The sequence below is a fragment of the Pseudomonas sp. SAR267 genome (genome assembly GCF_052077595.1).
Classification (GTDB): domain Bacteria; phylum Pseudomonadota; class Gammaproteobacteria; order Pseudomonadales; family Pseudomonadaceae; genus Aquipseudomonas; species Aquipseudomonas vlassakiae.
Genome location: NZ_JBQIHU010000001.1, coordinates 4,374,557 through 4,395,464 on the forward strand (window position 1 = coordinate 4,374,557; position 20,908 = coordinate 4,395,464).

A 20,908-nucleotide genomic window follows, 5' to 3' on the forward strand; every position below is an offset into this window, starting at 1 on the left:
TCGCTCAATTGCGAACCTGCCGTCACCATGCGGCGGGTTGTTTATTGCCAGTTGGAATAAAAGGACTTCATGAAACGTCTGCTGCTAACTGCGGTCATGTCCGCACTGATGATCGCTGAAGTTCACGCCGAGTCCTTCACTATCTCCGATATTCGTGTCAACGGCCTGCAGCGGGTGTCCGCCGGCAGCGTGTTCGGCGCCTTGCCACTCAACGTTGGCGACCAGGCTGACGACCGCCGCCTGGTGGATTCCACCCGTTCGCTGTTCAAGACCGGCTTCTTCCAGGACATCCAGCTGAACCGCGATGGCAACGTCCTGATCATCAACGTGGTCGAGCGCCCGTCGGTGTCCAGCATCGAGATCGAAGGCAACAAGGCGATCAGCACCGAAGACCTGATGAAGGGCCTGAAGCAGTCGGGCCTGGCCGAAGGCGAGATCTTCCAGCGCGCCACCCTCGAAGGCGTGCGCAACGAGCTGCAGCGCCAGTACGTGGCCCAGGGCCGCTACTCGGCCGAGGTCGACGCCGAAGTCGTGCCGCAGCCGCGCAACCGTGTGGCGCTGAAGATCAAGATCAACGAAGGTACCGTTGCCGCCATCCAGCACATCAACATCGTTGGCAACACCGTGTTCAGCGATGAAGAGCTGCAGCAGCTGTTCGAACTGAAGACCACCAACTGGCTATCGTTCTTCAAGAACGACGACAAGTACGCCCGCGAAAAGCTCTCCGGTGACCTGGAGCGCCTGCGTTCCTACTACCTGGACCGCGGCTACATCAATATGGACATCGCCTCCACCCAGGTGTCGATCACCCCGGACAAGAAGCACGTCTACATCACCGTAAACGTCAACGAAGGCGAGAAGTACACGGTTCGCGACGTGAAGCTGTCGGGTGACCTGAAGGTGCCGGAAGACCAGGTCAAGTCGCTGCTGCTGGTGCAGCCGGGCCAGGTGTTCTCGCGCAAGGTCATGACCACCACCTCCGAGCTGATCACCCGCCGCCTGGGCAACGAAGGCTACACCTTCGCCAACGTCAACGGCGTGCCGCAGCCGAACGACCAGGACCACACCGTCGACATCATGTTCGTGGTCGACCCGGGCAAGCGTGCCTACGTCAACCGCATCAACTACCGCGGCAACACCAAGACCGAAGACGAAGTGCTGCGCCGTGAAATGCGCCAGATGGAAGGTGGCTGGGCTTCGACTTACCTGATCGACCAGTCCAAGACCCGTCTTGAGCGCCTGGGCTTCTTCAAGGAAGTCAACGTCGAGACCCCGGCGGTGCCAGGCACCGACGACCAGGTCGACGTCAACTACAGCGTCGAAGAGCAAGCCTCCGGTTCGATCACCGCCAGCGTCGGTTTCGCCCAGAGCGCCGGCCTGATCCTCGGTGGTTCGATCAGCCAGAGCAACTTCCTCGGTACCGGTAACAAGGTATCCATCGGCCTGACCCGTTCGGAGTACCAGACCCGCTACAACTTCGGCTTCGTTGATCCCTACTTCACTGCCGACGGCGTGAGCCTGGGCTACAACGCCTTCTACCGCAGCACCGACTACAGCGACCTTGACGTCGACGTGGCCAGCTATGCGGTGGACAGCCTGGGTGCCGGTGTCAGCCTCGGTTACCCGATCAGCGAAACCTCGCGTCTGACCTACGGCCTGAGCGTTCAGCAGGACAAGATCAAGACCGGTAAGTACACCGTTGACGAGATCTTCGACTTCCTCAAGCAGGAAGGTGACAACTTCACCAACTTCAAGGCCTCGATCGGCTGGTCCGAGTCGACCCTGAACAAAGGTGTGCTGGCGACCCGTGGTCACTCCCAGAGCCTGACGCTCGAGAGCACCATTCCAGGCAGCGACCTGTCGTTCTACAAGCTCGACTACCGCGGCCAGCTGTTCAAGCCGATTACCAACGATTACACCCTGCGCCTGCATACCGAACTGGGCTATGGTGATGGCTACGGTAGCACCTCGGGCCTGCCGTTCTATGAAAACTACTACGCGGGTGGCTTCAACTCCGTGCGTGGTTTCAAAGACAGTACGCTGGGCCCGCGCAGTACGCCGAGCAAGGGGACCAACCCTGGTACCATCGCCGACCCGGATCAGGATCCATTGCCGTTCGGTGGTAACGTGCTCGTGCAAGGTGGTGTCGAGTTGCTGTTCCCGCTGCCGTTCGTCAAGGACCAGCGTTCCCTGCGTACCTCGGTATTCTGGGACGTGGGTAACGTGTTCGACACCAACTGCGGCAGCAAGCCGGATTGCGAGAAGGTGGGCTTCTCGGGCATGGCCAGTTCGGTCGGCCTGGGTGTCACCTGGATCACGGCCCTGGGCCCGTTGAGCTTCAGTCTGGCGATGCCGGTGAAGAAGCCGACCGATGCCGATACCCAGGTGTTCCAATTCTCTCTGGGCCAGACCTTCTAAGGTCGGCCCTTGCTTAACGACAACGGTTTTTCCAGGAGTGCATCGTGCGTAAATTGGCTCAACTGGCCGTAGTGGCCGCGGCGCTGGTCGCCACCCCGGCTTTCGCCGAAATGAAGATCGCCGTGCTGAACTATCAGATGGCCCTGCTCGAATCCGATGCCGCCAAGAAGTACGCGGTCGACGCCGAGAAGAAGTTCGGCCCGCAACTGACCAAGCTGAAGAGCCTGGAAAGCAGCGCCAAGGGCATCCAGGACCGCCTGATCAAGGGTGGCGACAAGATGCAGCAGCAGGAGCGTGAGCGTCTGGAGCTCGAATTCAAGCAGAAAGCCCGTGACTTCCAGTTCCAGTCCAAGGAACTGAACGAGGCCAAGGCCGTTGCTGACCGCGACATGCTCAAGCAGCTCAAGCCGAAGCTGGATGGCGCTGTCGAGGAAGTGATCAAGAAAGGCGGCTACGACCTGGTTCTCGAGCGCGGCGCGGTCATCGATGTCAAACCTCAGTACGACATCACCCGCCAAGTCATCGAGCGTATGAACCAAGCGCGTTGATATGACCGTGACCATGACGCTCGGCCAGCTGGCCGAGGCCCTCGGGGCCACACTGAAAGGCCCTGAAGCGCTGCAGATTACCGGGCTGGCTACCTTGCAGGAGGCTGGCCCCGGTCAATTGAGCTTCCTCGCCAACCCGCAATACCGCAAATACCTGGACAACTGCCAGGCCGCCGCGGTGCTGCTCAAGGCTGCGGACGCCGAAGGCTTCGCCGGCAATGCCCTGGTCGTGGCTGACCCGTACCTGGCTTATGCGCGTATCTCCCACCTGTTCGACCCCAAACCCAAGGCTGTGGCGGGTATTCATCCCAGCGCCGTGGTGGCGGAGGATGCCCAGGTGGATGCGAGCGCCAGTATCGGGCCGTTCGCGGTCATCGAAAGCGGTGCGCGCATCGGCGCCAACGTCAGCATCGGGGCGCATTGCTTCATCGGTGCGCGTTGCGTGGTCGGCGAAGGTGGCTGGCTAGCACCGCGCGTCACGCTCTACCACGACGTGACCATTGGCAAGCGTGTGGTCATCCAGTCGGGCGCAGTGATCGGCGGTGAGGGCTTCGGCTTCGCCAACGAGAAGGGCATCTGGCGCAAGATCGCCCAGATTGGCGGGGTCACCATCGGCGATGACGTCGAGATCGGCGTCAACACCGCCGTAGACCGAGGCGCGCTGTCCGATACCCGGATCGGTGATGGGGTAAAACTCGACAACCAGATCCAGATCGCCCACAACGTGCAGATCGGTGATCACACGGCCATGGCTGCCTGTGTCGGCATCTCCGGCAGTGCGCGCATCGGCAAGCATTGCATGCTGGCGGGTGGTGTGGGCCTGGTGGGGCATATCGATATCTGCGATAACGTATTTGTTTCCGGAATGACCATGGTGACCCGCTCGATCACCGAACCTGGTTCCTATTCATCCGGCACGGCCATGCAGCCCCTGGCTGACTGGCGTAAGAGCGCGGCGCGCATTCGCCAGCTCGATGACATGGCCAAACGGCTCCAGCAGCTGGAAAAACGTGTCGATACCGTGACCTCAGGTGGCCAGCCGACATCAGAAGGCTGATACCATTTCCTGAGCAAGAGTGAACAGTCGCTAGCTGGCTCCTCTTTGGACTGCAAAAGGAGCGTGTGGTCAGCACCTGCGCTCCCTATTCTTATTACAGGCTTCCCCCCGAAATGATGGACATCAACGAGATTCGCGAATACCTGCCTCACCGCTACCCGTTCCTGCTGGTAGATCGCGTGACGGATCTGGACTTCGAGGCCCAGAGCATTCGTGCCTACAAGAATGTCAGCATCAACGAGCCGTTCTTCAATGGCCATTTTCCGGCACATCCGATCATGCCGGGCGTCCTGATCATCGAAGCCATGGCCCAGGCGGCCGGCATCCTTGGTTTCAAGATGCTCGATGCCAAGCCGGCCGATGGCACCCTGTACTACTTCGTCGGTTCCGACAAGCTGCGTTTCCGTCAGCCGGTGCTGCCGGGCGACCAGCTGGTGCTGGAAGCCAAGTTCCTCAGCCGCAAGAGCATGATCTGGAAGTTCGAATGCCGCGCCCTGGTCGACGGCAAGCCGGTGTGCTCGGCTGAGATCACCTGTGCGGAACGCTCCCTATGAGTTCGATTGATCCGCGGGCGATCATCGATCCCTCGGCCAAGCTGGCCGAGGGCGTCGAGGTTGGCCCGTGGTCGATCGTCGGCCCCGGCGTCGAAATCGGCGAGGGCACCGTCATTGGCCCCCATGTCGTGCTTAAAGGGCCGACCAGGATTGGCAAGCACAACCGGATCTACCAGTTTTCCTCGATTGGTGAAGACACCCCTGACCTCAAGTACAAGGGTGAGCCGACACGCTTGGTGATCGGTGATCACAATGTGATCCGCGAGGGGGTGACCATTCATCGCGGTACGGTCCAGGACCGTTCGGAAACTACCCTGGGCGATCACAACCTGATCATGGCCTATGCCCATATCGGCCATGACAGCGTCATCGGCAATCACTGCATCCTGGTCAACAATACCGCGCTGGCCGGGCATGTACACGTGGGTGATTGGGCGATCCTGTCCGGATTCACCCTGGTGCATCAATACTGCCACATCGGCGCCCATGCGTTCTCTGGCATGGGCACGGCGATCGGCAAGGATGTGCCGGCCTTCGTCACGGTGTTCGGCAGCCCTGCCGAAGCCCGCAGCATGAACTTCGAGGGCATGCGCCGCCGTGGTTTCAGCGACGAGGTCATCCATGCCTTGCGCCGTTCATACAAGATCGTCTACCGCCAGGGTCTGACCGTGGAAGAGGCGATCAAAGAGCTGGACGAACTGGCCGCCAAGCACGAACAGGTCGAGCTGTTCCGCCAGTCGATCGTGAATTCTGCCCGCGGCATCACCCGCTGACATGGCGCAGCTTTGCGTAGCCCTGGTCGCAGGTGAGGCCAGCGGCGATATCCTCGGTTCTGGTCTGATGCGCGCCCTCAAGGCGCGCCATCCCGATGTGCGTTTCATCGGTGTGGGCGGCCCGTTGATGGAGGCCGAAGGCCTTCAGTCTTACTTCCCCATGGAACGCCTGGCGGTCATGGGCCTGGTCGAAGTGCTGGGGCGCCTGCGTGAGTTGCTCAAGCGACGCAAGCTGCTGATCCAGACCTTGATCGGCGAAAAGCCCGATGTGTTCATCGGCATCGATGCCCCCGATTTCACTCTCAATATCGAACTGAAACTGCGTCAGGCCGGGATCAAGACCGTACATTACGTCAGCCCGTCGGTGTGGGCGTGGCGGCAGAAGCGCGTGCTGAAGATTCGCGAAGGTTGCGACCTGATGCTCACGCTGTTGCCCTTCGAAGCACGCTTCTACGAAGAGCAGGGCGTGCCGGTGCGGTTTGTCGGCCATCCGTTGGCCGACACCATTCCGTTGGCGGCAGACCGTCAGGCTGCGCGTAACGAACTGGGCCTCGCCGAAGGGCCGGTGGTGGCGTTGATGCCGGGCAGCCGTGGTGGAGAGGTCGGGCGTCTGGGCGCGCTGTTCCTCGACGCCGCCCAGCGCCTGCGCGAACGGGTGCCTGGCGTGCGCTTCGTGCTGCCTTGCGCCAACGCAGCGCGTCGTGCTCAGATCGAGCAGATGCTCGAAGGGCGCGATTTGCCGTTGACCTTGCTCGATGGCCAGTCGCACCGGGCCCTTGCTGCCTGCGACGCGGTGTTGATCGCTTCGGGTACCGCCACGCTGGAGGCGCTGTTGTACAAGCGGCCGATGGTTGTAGCCTACCGCCTGGCACCGTTGACCTACTGGATTCTCAAGCGTCTGGTGAAAAGTCCCTACGTGTCGCTGCCCAACCTGCTGGCCCAGCGTGAACTGGTGCCTGAGCTGCTGCAGGATGCCGCGACCAGCGAAGCCCTGGCCCAGGCCCTGGCGCCGCTGGTCACCGACGGTGCCCAGCAGACCGAACGCTTCGACGAGATTCACCGCACCCTGCGCCGCGACGCCTCCAACCAGGCTGCCGACGCAGTGCTGGCCCTGCTCAAGGACCGCTGACATGCAGATTGGACTGGACTTCAACCTGGTCGAAGACCTGGTCGCCGGCGTCGACGAAGTTGGCCGCGGCCCGCTGTGCGGTGCGGTGGTCACGGCGGCGGTGATCCTCGACCCGGCTCGGCCGATTCTTGGCCTGAACGATTCGAAGAAACTCACCGAAGCCAAGCGCGAGGCGCTGTTCGACGAGATCTGCGAAAAAGCCTTGAGCTTCTGCATCGCCCGCGCCGAAGTCGAGGAAATCGACCGCTTGAACATCCTCCATGCCACCATGCTGGCCATGCAGCGCGCGGTGGAAGGGTTGCATGTGACGCCGAAGCTGGCACTCATCGACGGTAACCGTTGCCCCAAGCTGGCGGTGCCGGCGTCGCCAGTGGTCAAAGGCGATAGCCAGGTGCCGGCAATCGCTGCCGCATCGATCCTGGCCAAGGTGACCCGGGACCGGGAGATGAGCGCATTCGAACTGATCTACCCGGGTTACGGCATTGGCGGGCATAAAGGCTATCCAACGCCTGTGCACCTCGAAGCCCTCGAGCGCCTTGGCCCGACGCCCATTCATCGGCGCTCGTTCGCCCCGGTGCGGGCCGCCTGGGAAGCCCGCGAAGGCATTATCGATTCTCTTATCTGATGAAAGGGGGCCGCAACGCGGCCCCAAATTCCCCACTCAATTACGCTACAATCCCGCCCTTGTCGTTCAGCACTGCTACAGGACTATCCATGTCGGTTCCCTTCGTTCACCTGCGCGTCCACTCCGAATTCTCGCTGGTCGACGGCCTGGTGCGGATCAAGCCGCTGGCCAAGGCGCTGGCGGGCATGAACATGCCCGCGGTGGCGATCACCGACCAGAGCAACATGTGCTCGCTGGTCAAGTTCTACAAGACCGCCATGGGCGCCGGGATCAAGCCGATTTGCGGTGCCGACCTGTGGCTGGCCGGCACCGACCCGGAAGCACCGCTGTCGCGTATCTGCTTCCTGGCCATGGACCCCAAGGGCTATCGCAACCTCACCGAATTGATCTCCCGTGGCTGGACCGAGGGCCAGCGCAACGGCTTGGTCATCCTCCAGCGTGAATGGATCGCGCCCGCGAGCGAGGGGCTGATTGCCCTGTCAGCCGGCAAGGAAGGCGATATCGGCATGGCCCTGATGAGTGGTCGCCAGGATGAAGCCGAAGCCTTGCTGCGCGACTGGATGGGCATGTTCCCGGAGCGCTTCTATGTCGAAGTGCAACGCACCAATCGTGCCGGCGACGAAGAATACGTGCACGCTGCCGTGGCCCTGGCCGATCAACTCGGCGCTCCACTGGTCGCCACCAACGACGTGCGCTTCATCAAGCAGTCCGACTTCGACGCCCACGAAACCCGCGTCTGCATCGGCGAGGGCTGGACCCTCGACGATCCGCGCCGGCCGCGTATCTACAGCGACCAGCAGTACCTGAAATCGGCCGAGGAAATGGCCGAGCTGTTCAGCGACTTGCCCGACGCCCTTGCCAACACTGTCGAAATCGCCAAACGCTGCAACATCCAGGTGCAGCTCGGCAAATATTTCCTGCCCGATTTCCCGACGCCGAACGGCATGGGTATCGACGATTACCTGCGGCACGTCTCCTACGAAGGCCTGGAAGAGCGCCTGGCGGTGCTGTGGCCGAAAGAGACCACACCGAATTACGAAGAGAAGCGCCAGGTCTACCTGGACCGCCTGAAGTTCGAACTGGACATCATCATCCAGATGGGCTTCCCCGGTTACTTCCTGATCGTTATGGACTTCATCAAGTGGGCCAAGAACAACGACGTGCCGGTTGGCCCGGGGCGGGGGTCGGGTGCCGGCTCGCTGGTAGCCTACGTGTTGAAGATCACCGACCTCGACCCGCTGGCCTACGACCTGCTGTTCGAGCGCTTCCTCAACCCTGAACGTATTTCCATGCCCGACTTCGACGTCGACTTCTGCATGGACGGCCGTGACCGGGTGATCGACTACGTGGCCGAAGCTTACGGCCGCAACGCCGTGAGCCAGATCATCACCTTCGGTACCATGGCCGCCAAGGCCGTGGTGCGCGACGTGGCGCGGGTGCAGGGCAAGTCCTACGGCCTCGCCGACCGCCTGTCGAAGATGATTCCGTTCGAAGTGGGCATGACCCTGGAGAAAGCCTACGAGCAGGAAGAAATCCTGCGCGACTTCCTCAAGGGCGACGAGGATGCCCGCGAGATCTGGGACATGGCGCTCAAGCTCGAAGGTGTCACCCGTGGTACCGGCAAGCACGCCGGTGGCGTGGTGATTGCCCCGACCAAGCTCACCGACTTTTCGCCGATCGCTTGTGACGAAGAAGGCGGCGGCCTGGTGACTCAGTTCGACAAGGATGATGTCGAGGCTGCCGGCCTGGTGAAGTTCGACTTCCTCGGCCTGCGGACGCTGACCATCATCAAGTGGGCGATGGAGATCATCAACCGCGAGCAGGCCAAGAAGAACCTGCCCAACGTCAATATCGACTTCATCCCGCTGGACGACCGCAAGACCTACGAGCTGCTGCAGAAAGCCGAGACCACGGCGGTGTTCCAGCTCGAATCCCGCGGCATGAAGGAGCTGATCAAGAAGCTCAAGCCCGACTGCCTGGAAGACCTCATCGCATTGGTGGCACTGTTCCGCCCGGGCCCGCTGCAGTCCGGCATGGTGGACGACTTCATCAACCGCAAGCACGGCCGCGCCGAGCTGGCCTACCCGCATTCCGACTACCAGTACGAAGGCCTCAAGCCGGTACTGGCACCGACGTACGGCATCATTCTGTATCAGGAACAGGTGATGCAGATTGCCCAGGTGATGGCAGGCTACACCCTCGGTGGCGCCGACATGCTGCGTCGAGCCATGGGTAAGAAAAAGCCGGAGGAGATGGCCAAGCAGCGCGGCGGCTTCATCGAAGGTTGCGTGGCCAACAACATCGATGCGGATCTGGCCGGTAACATCTTCGACCTGGTAGAGAAGTTCGCCGGGTACGGATTCAACAAGTCCCACTCCGCTGCCTATGGCCTGGTGTCGTACCAGACTGCCTGGCTGAAGACCCACTACCCCGCGCCGTTCATGGCTGCGGTACTCTCGGCGGACATGCACAACACCGACAAGGTGGTGGTGCTGGTCGAGGAAGTGCGCAGCATGAAACTGCGCCTCGATGCGCCGGACGTGAACTTCTCCGACTTCAAGTTCACCGTCAACGACGACGGGCGCATCGTCTACGGCCTGGGTGCGATCAAGGGCGTCGGCGAAGGCCCGGTGGAGGCCATCGTCGAGGCGCGTGCCCAGGGAGGCCCGTTCAAGGACCTGTTCGACTTCTGCGAGCGCATCGACCTCAAGCGGGTCAACAAGCGCACCCTCGATGCGTTGATCCGCAGTGGTGCGCTGGACCGCCTGGGCCCGTATTTCCATGACGAGATCAAGGCCTATCAGGCCAATATCGACCGCAATCGCGCGACCCTGCTGTCGGCACTGGGCGAAGCCATCAAGGCCGCCGAGCAGGCGGCGCATACCGCTGACAGCGGCCACGTCGACCTGTTCGGCGGCATGTTCGACGCGGCGGATGTCGATGTCTACGCCAACCACCGCAAGGTGCGCGAACTGACCCTCAAGGAACGCCTGAAGGGCGAAAAGGACACGCTGGGCCTGTACCTTACCGGCCACCCGATCGACGAATACGAGACCGAGATTCGCCGTTTCGCTCGCCAGCGCATCATCGACCTCAAGCCGTCGCGCGAGACCCAGACCATCGCCGGGATGATCATTGCGTTGCGGGTGATGAAGAACAAGAAAGGCGACAAGATGGGCTTCGTCACCCTCGATGACCGTTCCGGGCGCATCGAGGCCTCGCTGTTTGCCGACGCCTACATGGCGGCACAGTCCTTGCTCCAGACGGATGCGATGGTGGTGGTCGAGGGCGAGGTCAGCAACGATGACTTCTCTGGCGGCCTGCGCCTGCGGGTGAAGCAGGTGATGACCATGGAGGACGCACGCACCAAGCTGGCCGAAAGCCTGCGCCTGAAAGTGGCACACGAGGCGCTCAAGGGCGACCGCCTGAAGTGGCTGGGCGAACTGATCACCCGCCATCGTGGGGCTTGCCCGATCACGCTGGAGTACACCGGCAGCGATGCCAAGGCCATGTTGCAGTTCGGCGAGCAGTGGAAGATCGACCCGGCTGATGGCCTGATTCAGGCGCTGCGTGACCAGTTCGGGCGTGAGAACGTCTTCCTGCAATATCGTTGAATCGACGAAATTTAATCTCGACCTATATGCGCCTGATCCCTTAAGGTAGGGCGCCAAACGGATCAACCGGCCGGCCGCCTGGCCGTAGACCCAAGACGGATGACTATGAACCCGAATTTTCTCGATTTCGAACAGCCGATTGCCGACCTGCAAGCCAAGATCGAAGGCCTGCGCCTGGTAGGCAACGACAACTCGCTGAACATCAGCGATGAAATTGCCCGTCTGCAAGACAAGAGCAACACCCTGACCGAAAGCATCTTCGGCAACCTGACCAGCTGGCAGATCGCCCGCCTGGCCCGTCATCCACGTCGTCCATACACCCTGGACTACCTGGATCACATCTTCACCGAGTTCGAAGAACTGCACGGTGACCGCCACTTCTCCGACGACGCCGCGATCGTCGGTGGTACGGCGCGTCTGGACGGCAAGCCAGTCATGGTCATCGGCCACCAGAAAGGTCGCGAAGTGCGCGAGAAGGTGCGCCGCAACTTCGGCATGCCGCGCCCGGAGGGCTACCGCAAGGCCTGCCGCCTGATGGAAATGGCCGAGCGCTTCAAGATGCCGATCCTGACCTTCATCGACACCCCGGGCGCCTACCCGGGCATCGACGCCGAAGAGCGCAACCAGAGCGAGGCCATCGCCTGGAACCTGCGCGTCATGGCCCGCCTGAAGACCCCGATCATCGCCACGGTGATCGGTGAGGGTGGTTCCGGCGGTGCACTGGCCATTGGCGTGTGCGACCAGCTGAACATGCTGCAGTACTCCACCTACTCGGTGATCTCGCCGGAAGGCTGCGCCTCGATCCTGTGGAAGACCGCAGACAAGGCGGCCGACGCCGCTGAAGCCATGGGCATCACCGCTGAGCGCCTGAAGAGCCTGAACATTGTCGACAAGGTCATCCAGGAGCCGCTGGGCGGCGCCCACCGCGACCCGGTCAAGATGTCCGAAAGCATCCGCACCGACCTGGTGCAGCAGCTGGACATGCTCGGCAGGCTCGATAACGATGCGCTGCTGGCCCGTCGTTACGAGCGCCTGATGAGCTACGGCCTCTGATATGCCCTGGGGGGCCGCTTCGCGGCCCTTTCGCGACACAAGGCCGCTCCTACATGGGTACGCGATCGCCTGTAGGAGCGGCCTTGTGTCGCGAAAGGGGTGCAAAGTACCCCCGGCAATCTCAAGCCAAGTGAGGCCCAGATGATCAACCTCACCCCTTGGCTCAACGCCCCCGCCTGGTACATCGCCTTCTCTGGCGGCCTCGATTCCACCGTCCTCCTGCATCTGCTGGCCAACCACGCCCGCAACCACGCATCCCCCCCGCTACGCGCCCTGCACATCCACCACGGCCTGCAATCCGCCGCCGACGCGTGGCCTGCCCACTGCCAGTCCATCTGCGACCAGCTCGGTATCGAGCTACAGGTCATCCACGTCCAGGTCACCCCCGGCGCCAGCCTCGAACAGGCCGCCCGTGATGCCCGCTATGCCGCCTTGGGGAAAGTCCTCGGTCCTGGCGACATCCTGTTTACTGCCCAGCACCGCGACGACCAGGCCGAGACCTTGCTCTTCCGCCTGCTGCGCGGTGCCGGCCTGCGTGGCCTGGCGGCGATGCCCGGGCAGCGCAGGCTAGGGCTGGGCAGCCTGGTCCGGCCGCTGCTGGCCACCGCGCGCCAGCAGCTGCATGACTACGCCCACGTCAATGAGCTGGTGTGGATCGAAGACCCGACGAACGTTGATACCGCCTTCGACCGCAACTATCTGCGCGCAGAGGTGTTTCCGCATTTGCACCAGCGTTGGCCACAGGCCAGCCAGAACTTCACCCGTTGTGCGGAGCATCTGGGTGAGGCACTGGGCCTGCTCGACGAACTGGCGCAGGGCGATCTGGCCGAGGCCGGGGAGGGCGCTGCACCCGCCTGGGCAGCCTTGCCGTCACTCGACCTGGCGGCGCTCACCCGCTTGTCGCCTGCTCGGCAGCGCAATGCCCTGCAGCACTGGTTACGCCCGCGAACCCGCTTGCCCGATACCCGTCATTGGGCCGGCTGGGCCGATCTGCGCGATGCTGCGGCAGATGCGCAGCCGGTCTGGCGGCTGGCCGACGGTCGGTTGCTGCGTAGTCATGGCCGTATCTGGTGGTTGAGTGGTGACTGGCTGCAGCAACCCATGGGCGAGTACGCCTGGGCCGACCCCGGAGCGGTCCTGGCATTGCCGGGCAATGGCAGTGTGCGTCTTGATGTCACCGCGCCGCTGGGCGAACTGCGTATCGCCTACCGCCAGGGCGGCGAAGTGCTGGACATCCCCGGCCGCGGCCGGCGCGACCTCAAGCGCCTGCTCAACGAGCTGCAGGTCCCGCACTTCGTGCGCCCGCGACTGCCGTTGCTATATTGTGGCGAGCGCCTGCTGGCGGTGGCCAATCTGCCTTCACTGGCGCAGGCCGATTGCCAGCTTCACTGGCAGCCGCCGACGAACGCGCAAGGTTTGAGCTGAAGGGTACATTCCGGTAGACTACCCTCCCTTCTTGATACAACTTCTGTGGCTTCCCCGGAAACACAGCAGTTGCCGATTACCAAGCAGTTTTTTGCTGGGCTGATTCTGGAAATGACGAGCGAGCTCCATGCCGGGGATACCCCTGGTCTGTACAGACGCGGCAGTTTTTCGAGATGCACTGTGATTGACGCAGGTGATCGGGGGCTTCGGCCTTCCTTCGCTTTCTCCGGCGGCGCTGGCCGCCTTAACGCAGACTTCTAGGGTTTTTCATGACGCGCTACATATTCGTCACGGGCGGTGTTGTTTCTTCATTGGGGAAAGGCATTGCCTCGGCATCCCTGGCGGCCATCCTGGAAGCGCGGGGCCTGAAGGTCACCATGCTCAAGCTGGATCCGTACATCAACGTCGACCCGGGCACCATGAGCCCGTTCCAGCATGGTGAGGTGTTCGTCACCCACGATGGCGCCGAAACCGACCTTGACCTGGGCCACTACGAGCGGTTCATCCGCACGACCATGACCCAGAACAACAACTTCACCACCGGTCGTATCTACGAGCACGTGCTGCGTAAAGAACGCCGTGGTGACTACCTGGGCGCAACCATCCAGGTCATCCCGCACATCACCGACGAAATCAAGCGTCGCATCATCAAGGGTGCCGGCGATGCCGACGTGGCCCTGGTGGAAATCGGCGGTACCGTGGGTGATATCGAGTCGCAACCGTTCCTCGAAGCGATCCGCCAGCTGCGTGTCGAAGTGGGTTCCAAGCGCGCCATGCTGATGCACCTGACCCTGGTCCCGTACATTGCCACCGCTGGCGAGACCAAGACCAAGCCGACCCAGCACTCGGTCAAGGAGCTGCGCTCCATCGGCCTGCAGCCTGACGTGCTGATCTGCCGTTCCGACCACCCGGTCGACGCATCGTCGCGCCGCAAGATCGCCCTCTTCACCAACGTCGAAGAGCGTGCGGTGATTTCGCTGGAAGACGTCGACACCATCTACAAGATCCCAGGCGTGCTGCACGCCCAGGGCCTGGACGACTTCGTCGTCGAGCGCTTTGGCCTGCAGTGCAACAGCGCCGACCTGTCCGAGTGGGACAAGGTGGTTGATGCCAAGCTCAACCCTGAGCAGGAAGTCACCATCGCCATGGTCGGCAAGTACATGGAGCTGCTGGATGCGTACAAGTCGCTGATCGAAGCGATGAGCCACGCCGGCATCACCAACCGTACCAAGGTCAACCTGCGCTACATCGATTCCGAAGACATCGAGAACCAGGGCACCGGCCTGCTCGAAGGCGCCGACGCCATCCTGGTACCGGGTGGTTTCGGCCTGCGCGGCGTGGAAGGCAAGATCACCGCCGTGCAGTACGCCCGTGAGAACAAGGTGCCGTACCTGGGGATCTGCCTGGGCATGCAGGTAGCCGTGATCGAGTTCGCCCGTAACGTGATGGGCTGGAAAGACGCCAACTCCACCGAGTTCGACCGCAACAGCGGCCACCCCGTGGTCGGCCTGATCACCGAGTGGGCTGATGCCACCGGTGCCGTCGAGACCCGTACCGAAGCCTCCGACCTGGGCGGCACCATGCGCCTGGGCGCGCAGGATTGCCAACTGGCTGCCGGCTCCAAGGTACACGACTGCTACGGCAAGGATGTGATCACCGAGCGTCACCGTCACCGTTACGAGGTCAACAACAACCTGCTGCCACAGCTGGTGGACGCTGGCCTGGTGGTTTCCGGTCGTTCCGAAGACGGCGCGCTGGTTGAAGTGGTCGAGTCCAAGGACCATCCATGGTTCGTTGCCTGCCAGTTCCACCCGGAGTTCACCTCCACCCCGCGTGACGGTCACCCGCTGTTCAGCGGCTTCGTCAAGGCGGCCCTGGCGCAGAAGAACAAGGCCTGATTTTTTCAGGTCTTTGATGAGTTTTCCGACGGTTAAAGCCGCGCAAGGCTCATTTCTCGGGTAAAGTACGCCCCGATCTACCCCTGACCGCTCGGTCAGGGGTTGCTTCTGCCAGGCCTGCCTGCTACGTCCCCGCCTGGTGCAAGGCAAGAATTCCCTACAGTTGCGTTGTTTTCGTCAATTCTGGAGTGCTTACAACAATGGCAAAAATCGTCGACATCAAAGGTCGTGAAGTTCTCGATTCGCGTGGCAACCCCACCGTGGAAGCCGATGTACTGCTCGACAACGGCATCATCGGCAGCGCTTGCGCGCCGTCCGGTGCTTCCACCGGCTCGCGCGAAGCGCTGGAGCTGCGTGATGGCGACAAGAGCCGTTACCTGGGCAAGGGCGTGCTGAAGGCCGTCGCCAACATCAACGGCCCGATCCGTGACCTGCTGCTGGGCAAGGATCCTTCCGACCAGAAAGCCCTGGACCGCGCCATGATCGAACTGGACGGTACCGAGAACAAGGCCAAGCTGGGCGCCAACGCCATTCTGGCCGTGTCCCTGGCTGCCGCCAAGGCCGCTGCACAGGATCAGGACCTGCCGCTGTACGCGCACATCGCCAACCTCAACGGCACCCCGGGCCAGTACTCGATGCCGGTTCCGATGATGAACATCATCAACGGTGGCGAACACGCCGACAACAACGTCGACATCCAGGAGTTCATGGTTCAGCCGGTTGGCGCCAAGACCTTCTCCGACGGCCTGCGCATGGGTACCGAAATCTTCCACCACCTCAAAGCCGTGCTGAAGGCCCGTGGCCTGAACACTGCCGTGGGTGACGAAGGTGGTTTCGCCCCTAACCTGGCGTCCAACGAAGACGCACTGGCTGCCATCGCCGAAGCGGTCGAGAAAGCCGGCTACAAGCTGGGCACCGACGTGACCCTGGCCCTGGACTGCGCGGCTTCCGAATTCTACGAAGACGGCAAGTACAACCTGTCCGGTGAAGGCAAGTCGTTCGACGCCGAAGGGTTCGCCGAGTACCTGAAAGGCCTGACCGAGCGCTTCCCGATCATCTCGATCGAAGACGGCCTGGACGAGTCCGACTGGGCTGGCTGGAAGATCCTGACCGACAAGATCGGTGCCAAGGTCCAGCTGGTCGGCGACGACCTGTTCGTGACCAACACCAAGATCCTCAAGGAAGGCATCGAGAAGGGCATCGGTAACTCGATCCTGATCAAGTTCAACCAGATCGGCTCGCTGACCGAAACCCTGGAAGCCATCCAGATGGCCAAGGCTGCCGGCTACACCGCGGTGATCTCGCACCGTTCCGGTGAAACCGAAGACTCGACCATTGCCGACCTGGCCGTGGGTACCGCTGCTGGCCAGATCAAGACTGGCTCGCTGTGCCGTTCCGACCGCGTCTCGAAGTACAACCAGCTGCTGCGCATCGAAGAGCAGCTGGGCGCCAAAGCGGTTTACCGTGGTCGTGCCGAGTTTCGCGGCTAAGCAAGAGATGGTAAAAAGACAGCTGCCGAGGTTGTCGGATCTTCCGTACTGAGCTTTCGTACGTAATCATCTGACGCTTCATGCGGGTTTCTGTCAACGAAGCCTGGCCTCGGCCAGGCTTCGTGCTATATGACGCCCGTGTGCGGCGGTCTTTAACCTGGATACCTTGATGCGCAGTCCCTATTGGTTGTTCCTTGTCCTGCTCCTGCTGCTCGGTGGCCTGCAGTACCGCCTTTGGGTGGGTAACGGCAGCCTGGCGCAAGTGGCCGAGCTCAAGCAGCAGATCGACGAACAGCATGCCGAGAACGAACGGCTGCTGGAGCGTAACCGTGTGCTCGATGCCGAGGTGATGGAGTTGAAGAAAGGTATGGAGACCGTCGAAGAGCGGGCTCGTCATGAACTGGGAATGGTCAAAGAGGGCGAAACCCTCTTCCAGTTGCCGCAAAAATGACTGAAACACTGCCGGCCTTCTGGGCCGTGATTCCTGCAGCGGGCGTCGGTGCCCGCATGGCTGCCGACCGCCCCAAGCAATACCTGGAGCTGGCGGGGCAGACCCTTCTCGAGCACAGCCTCGACTGTTTTCTTGGCCACCCCTCGCTCAAGGGCGTGGTGGTCAGCATTGCCGAAGACGACCCTTACTGGCCAGGCCTGCGTTGTGCCAGCGACCCGCGTATCCAGCGGGCGGCGGGTGGTGACGAGCGTGCCGACTCGGTGCTCAATGCCTTGTTGCTGCTGCATGCCCAAGGGGCGTCGGACAACGATTGGGTGCTGGTGCACGATGCGGCGCGGCCGAACCTGGCGCGCAGCGACCTCGACAAGTTGCTGTCGGAACTGGCCGACGACCCGGTAGGCGGGCTGCTGGCGGTGCCGGCGCGCGACACCCTCAAGCGTGCCGATGCCAATGGGCGGGTGGCCGCGACGGTCGACCGCAGCACCATCTGGCAGGCCTATACGCCGCAGATGTTCCGCCTGGGTGCGCTGCATCGGGCCCTGGCCGAGAGCCTGGTTTCCGATGTGGTGGTGACCGATGAAGCGTCGGCCATCGAATGGTCGGGGCAGGCGCCGCGGCTGGTCGAAGGGCGCAGTGACAACATCAAGGTCACCCGGCCGGAAGACCTGGAATGGCTGCGCCAGCGCTGGGCCGGGCGGCGCTGAATCTTCAGATCGGTTCTGGCCTCTTCGCGGGCACGCCCGCTCCCACAGGGATTGCACAGAGTTCAGAACCGGTGCAGATCCTGTGGGAGCGGGCGTGCCCGCGAAGAGGGCGGTAAAGCCAGTACATCAGCCATGCCGATACTCCGGTAACCCCGCCAACCCTTCCTTCAGATAATCCACCAGCCGCCTGACCTTCGGTGACAGATGCCGCTGCTGCGGATACAGCGCCCACACCGCCGTATTCGGCGGCTGATGCCCTTCCAGCAACGATACCAGTGCGCCACTGTTCAAGTGCTCAAGCACGTAGTAGTCCGGCAACTGACACAACCCCATCCCCAGCAGCGCCGCATCCAGCACTGCCTGGCCGCTGTTGCAGCGCCAGTTGCCCTGCACCCGCTGGCTGATCTCGCGGCCATCCTGCTGCAAGGCCCACAGGTCGGAACTGCCGATCAGGCAATTGTGCCGGGCCAGTTCCGACAGGCTGTGCGGCCGCCCGTAACGCTCCAGGTACGCTGGCGACGCGCACAAGTACATGCGCCGCGGTGCAAGGCGCGTGGCCACCAGCCGTGAGTCTGCCAGGCGGCCGAGGCGGATCGCCAGGTCCATGCCTTCGTGCAGCAGGTCGAGGGTACGGTTGCTCAGTTCCACTTCGACCCGCAGCTGCGGGTACAGCGCCATGAAACGCGTCACCAGCGGCACGATAAAACGCTCACCATAGGCTACCGCACAGGTCATGCGCAGCAGCCCCTTGGGTTCGCTGGCCAAGTCGCCCATGGCGCGCAGCGCTTCCTCGCGGCCGTCCTGCAGGCGCTGGCAATGCTGCAAAAAGGTCTGCCCGGCTTCACTCAGGGCCACCCGGCGAGTACTGCGGTACAGCAAGCGGGTCTGCAGGCGTTCTTCCAGGCGGGCGATCTGCCGGCTGATGTGCGACGACGACACGCCCAGGCGCTCGGCTGCCGCCGTGAACTGGCCCGACTCGGCCACGGCGACGAATTCGTCGATGCCTTCCCAACGGCTGCTCATGGATTATCCCTGTATGGCAATAATGTTTTGGCTTTACCTGGATTATTCACCAAAAGCGCCTGGATTACACTGCGGAACTGAACCGATCCTCTGTCTGGAGACCCTGTGATGATCAAGTCCCGTGCTGCCGTAGCCTTCGAGGCCAAGAAACCCCTGGAAATCGTCGAAGTCGACGTGGCCATGCCCAAGGCCGGCGAAGTGCTGCTGCGCGTGGTCGCCAGCGGTGTTTGCCACACCGACGCCTATACCTTGTCCGGCGCTGACCCGGAAGGCATCTTCCCGTCGATCCTGGGTCATGAAGGCGGTGCGATCGTCGAAGCAGTGGGCGAGGGCGTGACCTCGGTGGCGGTGGGCGATCACGTGATCCCGCTGTATACGCCCGAATGCGGCAAGTGCAAGTTCTGCCTCTCGGGCAAGACCAACCTGTGCCAGGCCATCCGTGCCACCCAGGGCAAGGGCTTGATGCCGGACGGCACCACTCGCTTCTCGTACAAAGGCCAGCAGCTGTTCCACTACATGGGCACCTCGACCTTCTCCGAGTACACCGTGCTTCCGGAAATTTCCGTGGCCAGGATCCAGAAGGAAGCGCCGCTGGAGAAGGTCTGCCTGCTCGGCTGCGGCGTCACCACCGGGATCGGCGCCGTGCTCAACACCGCCAAGGTCAAGCCCGGTGACACCGTGGCCATCTTCGGCCTCGGCGGCATCGGCCTGTCGGCAGTGATCGGCGCAGTCAAGGCCAAGGCCTCGCGCATCATCGCCATCGATATCAACCCGGCCAAGTTCGAGATCGCCCGCCAGCTGGGGGCCACCGACTGCATCAACCCGAAAGACTACGACCGCCCGATCCAGGAAGTGATCGTCGACCTTACCGACGGTGGCGTGGACTTCTCTTTCGAGTGCATCGGCAATGTGCAACTGATGCGCGCGGCCCTGGAATGCTGTCACAAGGGCTGGGGCGAGTCGGTGATCATCGGTGTCGCCGGTGCTGGCCAGGAAATCGCCACCCGTCCGTTCCAGCTGGTGACGGGCCGTGTCTGGCGTGGTTCGGCATTTGGCGGCGTACGTGGTCGCAGCGAACTGCCAAGCTACGTGGACATGGCCGAGAAGGGCGAGATCCCGCTGGACACCTTCATCACCCACACCATGGGCCTGGAAGACATCAACAAGGCATTCGACCTGATGCACGAAGGCAAGAGCATCCGCAGCGTGATCCACTTCTGAGGTGAGCCATGAGCCTGGATAACATCTCCTGCCAGAAGAGCTTCGGCGGCTGGCACAAGCGTTACCGGCATCACTCCAAGGTGCTGGGCTGCGACATGGTGTTCGCCGTCTACCTGCCGCCGCAGGCCGAGCAGGGCGAGAAGCTGCCGGTGCTGTACTGGCTCAGCGGCCTCACCTGCACCGACGAGAACTTCATGCAGAAGGCCGGCGCCCAGCGCCTGGCTGCCGAGCTCGGCCTGATCATCGTCGCCCCCGACACCAGCCCGCGTGGCGAGCAGGTGCCAAGCGACCCTGAAGGCGCCTGGGACTTCGGCCTCGGCGCAGGGTTCTACCTCAATGCCACCCAGCAGCCTTGGGCGCAGCATTACCGCATGCACGACTATGTCGTGCAGGAGCTGCCGGCACTGATCGAGGCGCACTTCCCGGCGTCCGGCCAGCGCAGCATCAGTGGCCACTCCATGGGTGGCCATGGCGCGCTGGTGTGTGCCTTGCGCAACCCAGGGCGCTATCGCTCGGTGTCGGCGTTCTCGCCGATCAGCAACCCGATGGATTGCCCATGGGGCGAAAAGGCCTTCAGCCGCTACCTGGGTGAAGATCGTGCGCGCTGGCGCGAGTGGGATGCCAGTGTGCTGCTGGCGGAAACCGCTGCAGGCGAATGCCCGCCGTTGCTGGTGGACCAGGGCGACCGTGACGACTTCCTCGAGAAGCAGCTCAAGCCTGAAACGCTGGAGCAGGCTGCACGCAAAGGTGGACATGCGCTGACCCTGCGCCTGCAGCCTGGTTACGACCACAGCTACTACTTCATCGCCAGCTTCATCGATGAGCACCTGCGCCATCACGCGATGGCACTCGGACGGCTGTAGGAGCGGCCTTGTGTCGCGAATGGTCCGCAAAGCGGCCGCGGGATTTCGGCGCCACCGCTTCA

At 62.5% G+C, this 20,908-nt stretch carries 17 protein-coding genes; 16 read left to right on the forward strand and 1 reads right to left on the reverse strand.

What is annotated here, in order from left to right:
* The first annotated feature begins 69 nt into the window (after positions 1-69).
* The 14 genes from bamA (at position 70) to ispD (ending at position 17,739) form a co-directional block, all read left to right on the forward strand.
* Positions 70-2,418, forward strand: coding sequence for an outer membrane protein assembly factor BamA (gene bamA / locus ACTORR_RS20590; RefSeq protein WP_054885370.1), 2,349 nt, complete (start codon positions 70-72; stop codon positions 2,416-2,418).
* 44 nt (positions 2,419-2,462) lie between these two features.
* Positions 2,463-2,966, forward strand: coding sequence for an OmpH family outer membrane protein (locus ACTORR_RS20595; protein WP_054885369.1), 504 nt, complete (start codon positions 2,463-2,465; stop codon positions 2,964-2,966).
* Position 2,967: 1 nt separating this feature from the next.
* A complete protein-coding gene (lpxD, locus tag ACTORR_RS20600) occupies positions 2,968-4,023 on the forward strand; it encodes a UDP-3-O-(3-hydroxymyristoyl)glucosamine N-acyltransferase (protein ID WP_054885368.1) in 1,056 nt (351 codons plus the stop codon).
* 113 nt (positions 4,024-4,136) lie between these two features.
* Positions 4,137-4,577 (forward strand): 3-hydroxyacyl-ACP dehydratase FabZ, encoded by a 441-nt coding sequence (gene fabZ / locus ACTORR_RS20605; RefSeq protein WP_003252314.1) that lies wholly within the window; start codon positions 4,137-4,139, stop codon positions 4,575-4,577.
* Complete coding sequence (gene lpxA, locus ACTORR_RS20610) at positions 4,574-5,350, forward strand: acyl-ACP--UDP-N-acetylglucosamine O-acyltransferase (RefSeq protein ID WP_054885367.1); 777 nt, start codon at positions 4,574-4,576, stop codon at positions 5,348-5,350. Before fabZ ends, lpxA begins: the two co-directional genes overlap by 4 nt.
* Position 5,351: 1 nt before the next feature.
* Positions 5,352-6,479 (forward strand): lipid-A-disaccharide synthase, encoded by a 1,128-nt coding sequence (gene lpxB, locus ACTORR_RS20615; RefSeq protein ID WP_054885366.1) that lies wholly within the window; start codon positions 5,352-5,354, stop codon positions 6,477-6,479.
* Between the two features lies 1 nt (position 6,480).
* A complete protein-coding gene (gene rnhB, locus ACTORR_RS20620; RefSeq protein WP_054885365.1) occupies positions 6,481-7,104 on the forward strand; it encodes a ribonuclease HII in 624 nt (207 codons plus the stop codon).
* Between the two features lie 89 nt (positions 7,105-7,193).
* A complete protein-coding gene (gene dnaE, locus ACTORR_RS20625; RefSeq protein ID WP_262109397.1) occupies positions 7,194-10,718 on the forward strand; it encodes a DNA polymerase III subunit alpha in 3,525 nt (1,174 codons plus the stop codon).
* Positions 10,719-10,823: 105 nt separating this feature from the next.
* Positions 10,824-11,771, forward strand: coding sequence for an acetyl-CoA carboxylase carboxyl transferase subunit alpha (gene accA, locus ACTORR_RS20630; protein WP_441343838.1), 948 nt, complete (start codon positions 10,824-10,826; stop codon positions 11,769-11,771).
* 141 nt (positions 11,772-11,912) lie between these two features.
* Entirely contained in the window at positions 11,913-13,196 is a 1,284-nt protein-coding gene (gene tilS, locus ACTORR_RS20635) for a tRNA lysidine(34) synthetase TilS (RefSeq protein ID WP_313366036.1), read from the forward strand.
* A 269-nt stretch (positions 13,197-13,465) separates the two neighbouring features.
* Entirely contained in the window at positions 13,466-15,094 is a 1,629-nt protein-coding gene (locus ACTORR_RS20640; RefSeq protein WP_054885361.1) for a CTP synthase, read from the forward strand.
* 200 nt (positions 15,095-15,294) lie between these two features.
* A complete protein-coding gene (gene eno, locus ACTORR_RS20645) occupies positions 15,295-16,584 on the forward strand; it encodes a phosphopyruvate hydratase (protein ID WP_054885360.1) in 1,290 nt (429 codons plus the stop codon).
* A 169-nt stretch (positions 16,585-16,753) separates the two neighbouring features.
* Positions 16,754-17,035 (forward strand): cell division protein FtsB, encoded by a 282-nt coding sequence (ftsB, locus tag ACTORR_RS20650; protein ID WP_054885359.1) that lies wholly within the window; start codon positions 16,754-16,756, stop codon positions 17,033-17,035.
* Positions 17,032-17,739, forward strand: a complete 708-nt coding sequence (ispD, locus tag ACTORR_RS20655) for a 2-C-methyl-D-erythritol 4-phosphate cytidylyltransferase (RefSeq protein WP_054885358.1) — start codon at positions 17,032-17,034, stop codon at positions 17,737-17,739. Before ftsB ends, ispD begins: the two co-directional genes overlap by 4 nt.
* 126 nt (positions 17,740-17,865) lie before the next feature.
* Here ispD and ACTORR_RS20660 read toward each other — a convergent pair whose 3' ends face one another.
* Positions 17,866-18,762, reverse strand: coding sequence for a LysR substrate-binding domain-containing protein (locus ACTORR_RS20660; protein WP_054885357.1), 897 nt, complete (start codon positions 18,760-18,762; stop codon positions 17,866-17,868).
* A 108-nt stretch (positions 18,763-18,870) separates the two neighbouring features.
* On the opposite strand from ACTORR_RS20660, the gene ACTORR_RS20665 reads away from it, so the two are divergent.
* Together ACTORR_RS20665 and fghA are read left to right on the forward strand one after the other, a co-directional pair.
* Positions 18,871-19,983, forward strand: a complete 1,113-nt coding sequence (locus ACTORR_RS20665) for an S-(hydroxymethyl)glutathione dehydrogenase/class III alcohol dehydrogenase (RefSeq protein ID WP_054885356.1) — start codon at positions 18,871-18,873, stop codon at positions 19,981-19,983.
* Between the two features lie 8 nt (positions 19,984-19,991).
* Complete coding sequence (gene fghA / locus ACTORR_RS20670; protein ID WP_313364351.1) at positions 19,992-20,846, forward strand: S-formylglutathione hydrolase; 855 nt, start codon at positions 19,992-19,994, stop codon at positions 20,844-20,846.
* The last annotated feature ends 62 nt before the right edge of the window (positions 20,847-20,908 follow it).

What these genes read in the sequence shown, in the direction of transcription:
- eno (WP_054885360.1), top strand. Translation starts at nt 15,295, where the DNA reads ATGGCAAAAATCGTCGACATCAAAGGTCGTGAAGTTCTCGATTCGCGT.
- ispD (WP_054885358.1), top strand. Translation starts at nt 17,032, where the DNA reads ATGACTGAAACACTGCCGGCCTTCTGGGCCGTGATTCCTGCAGCGGGC.
- ACTORR_RS20640 (WP_054885361.1), top strand. Translation starts at nt 13,466, where the DNA reads ATGACGCGCTACATATTCGTCACGGGCGGTGTTGTTTCTTCATTGGGG.
- lpxD (WP_054885368.1), top strand. Translation starts at nt 2,968, where the DNA reads ATGACCGTGACCATGACGCTCGGCCAGCTGGCCGAGGCCCTCGGGGCC.
- lpxA (WP_054885367.1), top strand. Translation starts at nt 4,574, where the DNA reads ATGAGTTCGATTGATCCGCGGGCGATCATCGATCCCTCGGCCAAGCTG.
- bamA (WP_054885370.1), top strand. Translation starts at nt 70, where the DNA reads ATGAAACGTCTGCTGCTAACTGCGGTCATGTCCGCACTGATGATCGCT.
- ftsB (WP_054885359.1), top strand. Translation starts at nt 16,754, where the DNA reads ATGCGCAGTCCCTATTGGTTGTTCCTTGTCCTGCTCCTGCTGCTCGGT.
- tilS (WP_313366036.1), top strand. Translation starts at nt 11,913, where the DNA reads ATGATCAACCTCACCCCTTGGCTCAACGCCCCCGCCTGGTACATCGCC.
- ACTORR_RS20665 (WP_054885356.1), top strand. Translation starts at nt 18,871, where the DNA reads ATGATCAAGTCCCGTGCTGCCGTAGCCTTCGAGGCCAAGAAACCCCTG.
- rnhB (WP_054885365.1), top strand. Translation starts at nt 6,481, where the DNA reads ATGCAGATTGGACTGGACTTCAACCTGGTCGAAGACCTGGTCGCCGGC.
- lpxB (WP_054885366.1), top strand. Translation starts at nt 5,352, where the DNA reads ATGGCGCAGCTTTGCGTAGCCCTGGTCGCAGGTGAGGCCAGCGGCGAT.
- dnaE (WP_262109397.1), top strand. Translation starts at nt 7,194, where the DNA reads ATGTCGGTTCCCTTCGTTCACCTGCGCGTCCACTCCGAATTCTCGCTG.
- accA (WP_441343838.1), top strand. Translation starts at nt 10,824, where the DNA reads ATGAACCCGAATTTTCTCGATTTCGAACAGCCGATTGCCGACCTGCAA.
- ACTORR_RS20660 (WP_054885357.1), bottom strand. Translation starts at nt 18,762, where the DNA reads ATGAGCAGCCGTTGGGAAGGCATCGACGAATTCGTCGCCGTGGCCGAG.
- fghA (WP_313364351.1), top strand. Translation starts at nt 19,992, where the DNA reads ATGAGCCTGGATAACATCTCCTGCCAGAAGAGCTTCGGCGGCTGGCAC.
- fabZ (WP_003252314.1), top strand. Translation starts at nt 4,137, where the DNA reads ATGATGGACATCAACGAGATTCGCGAATACCTGCCTCACCGCTACCCG.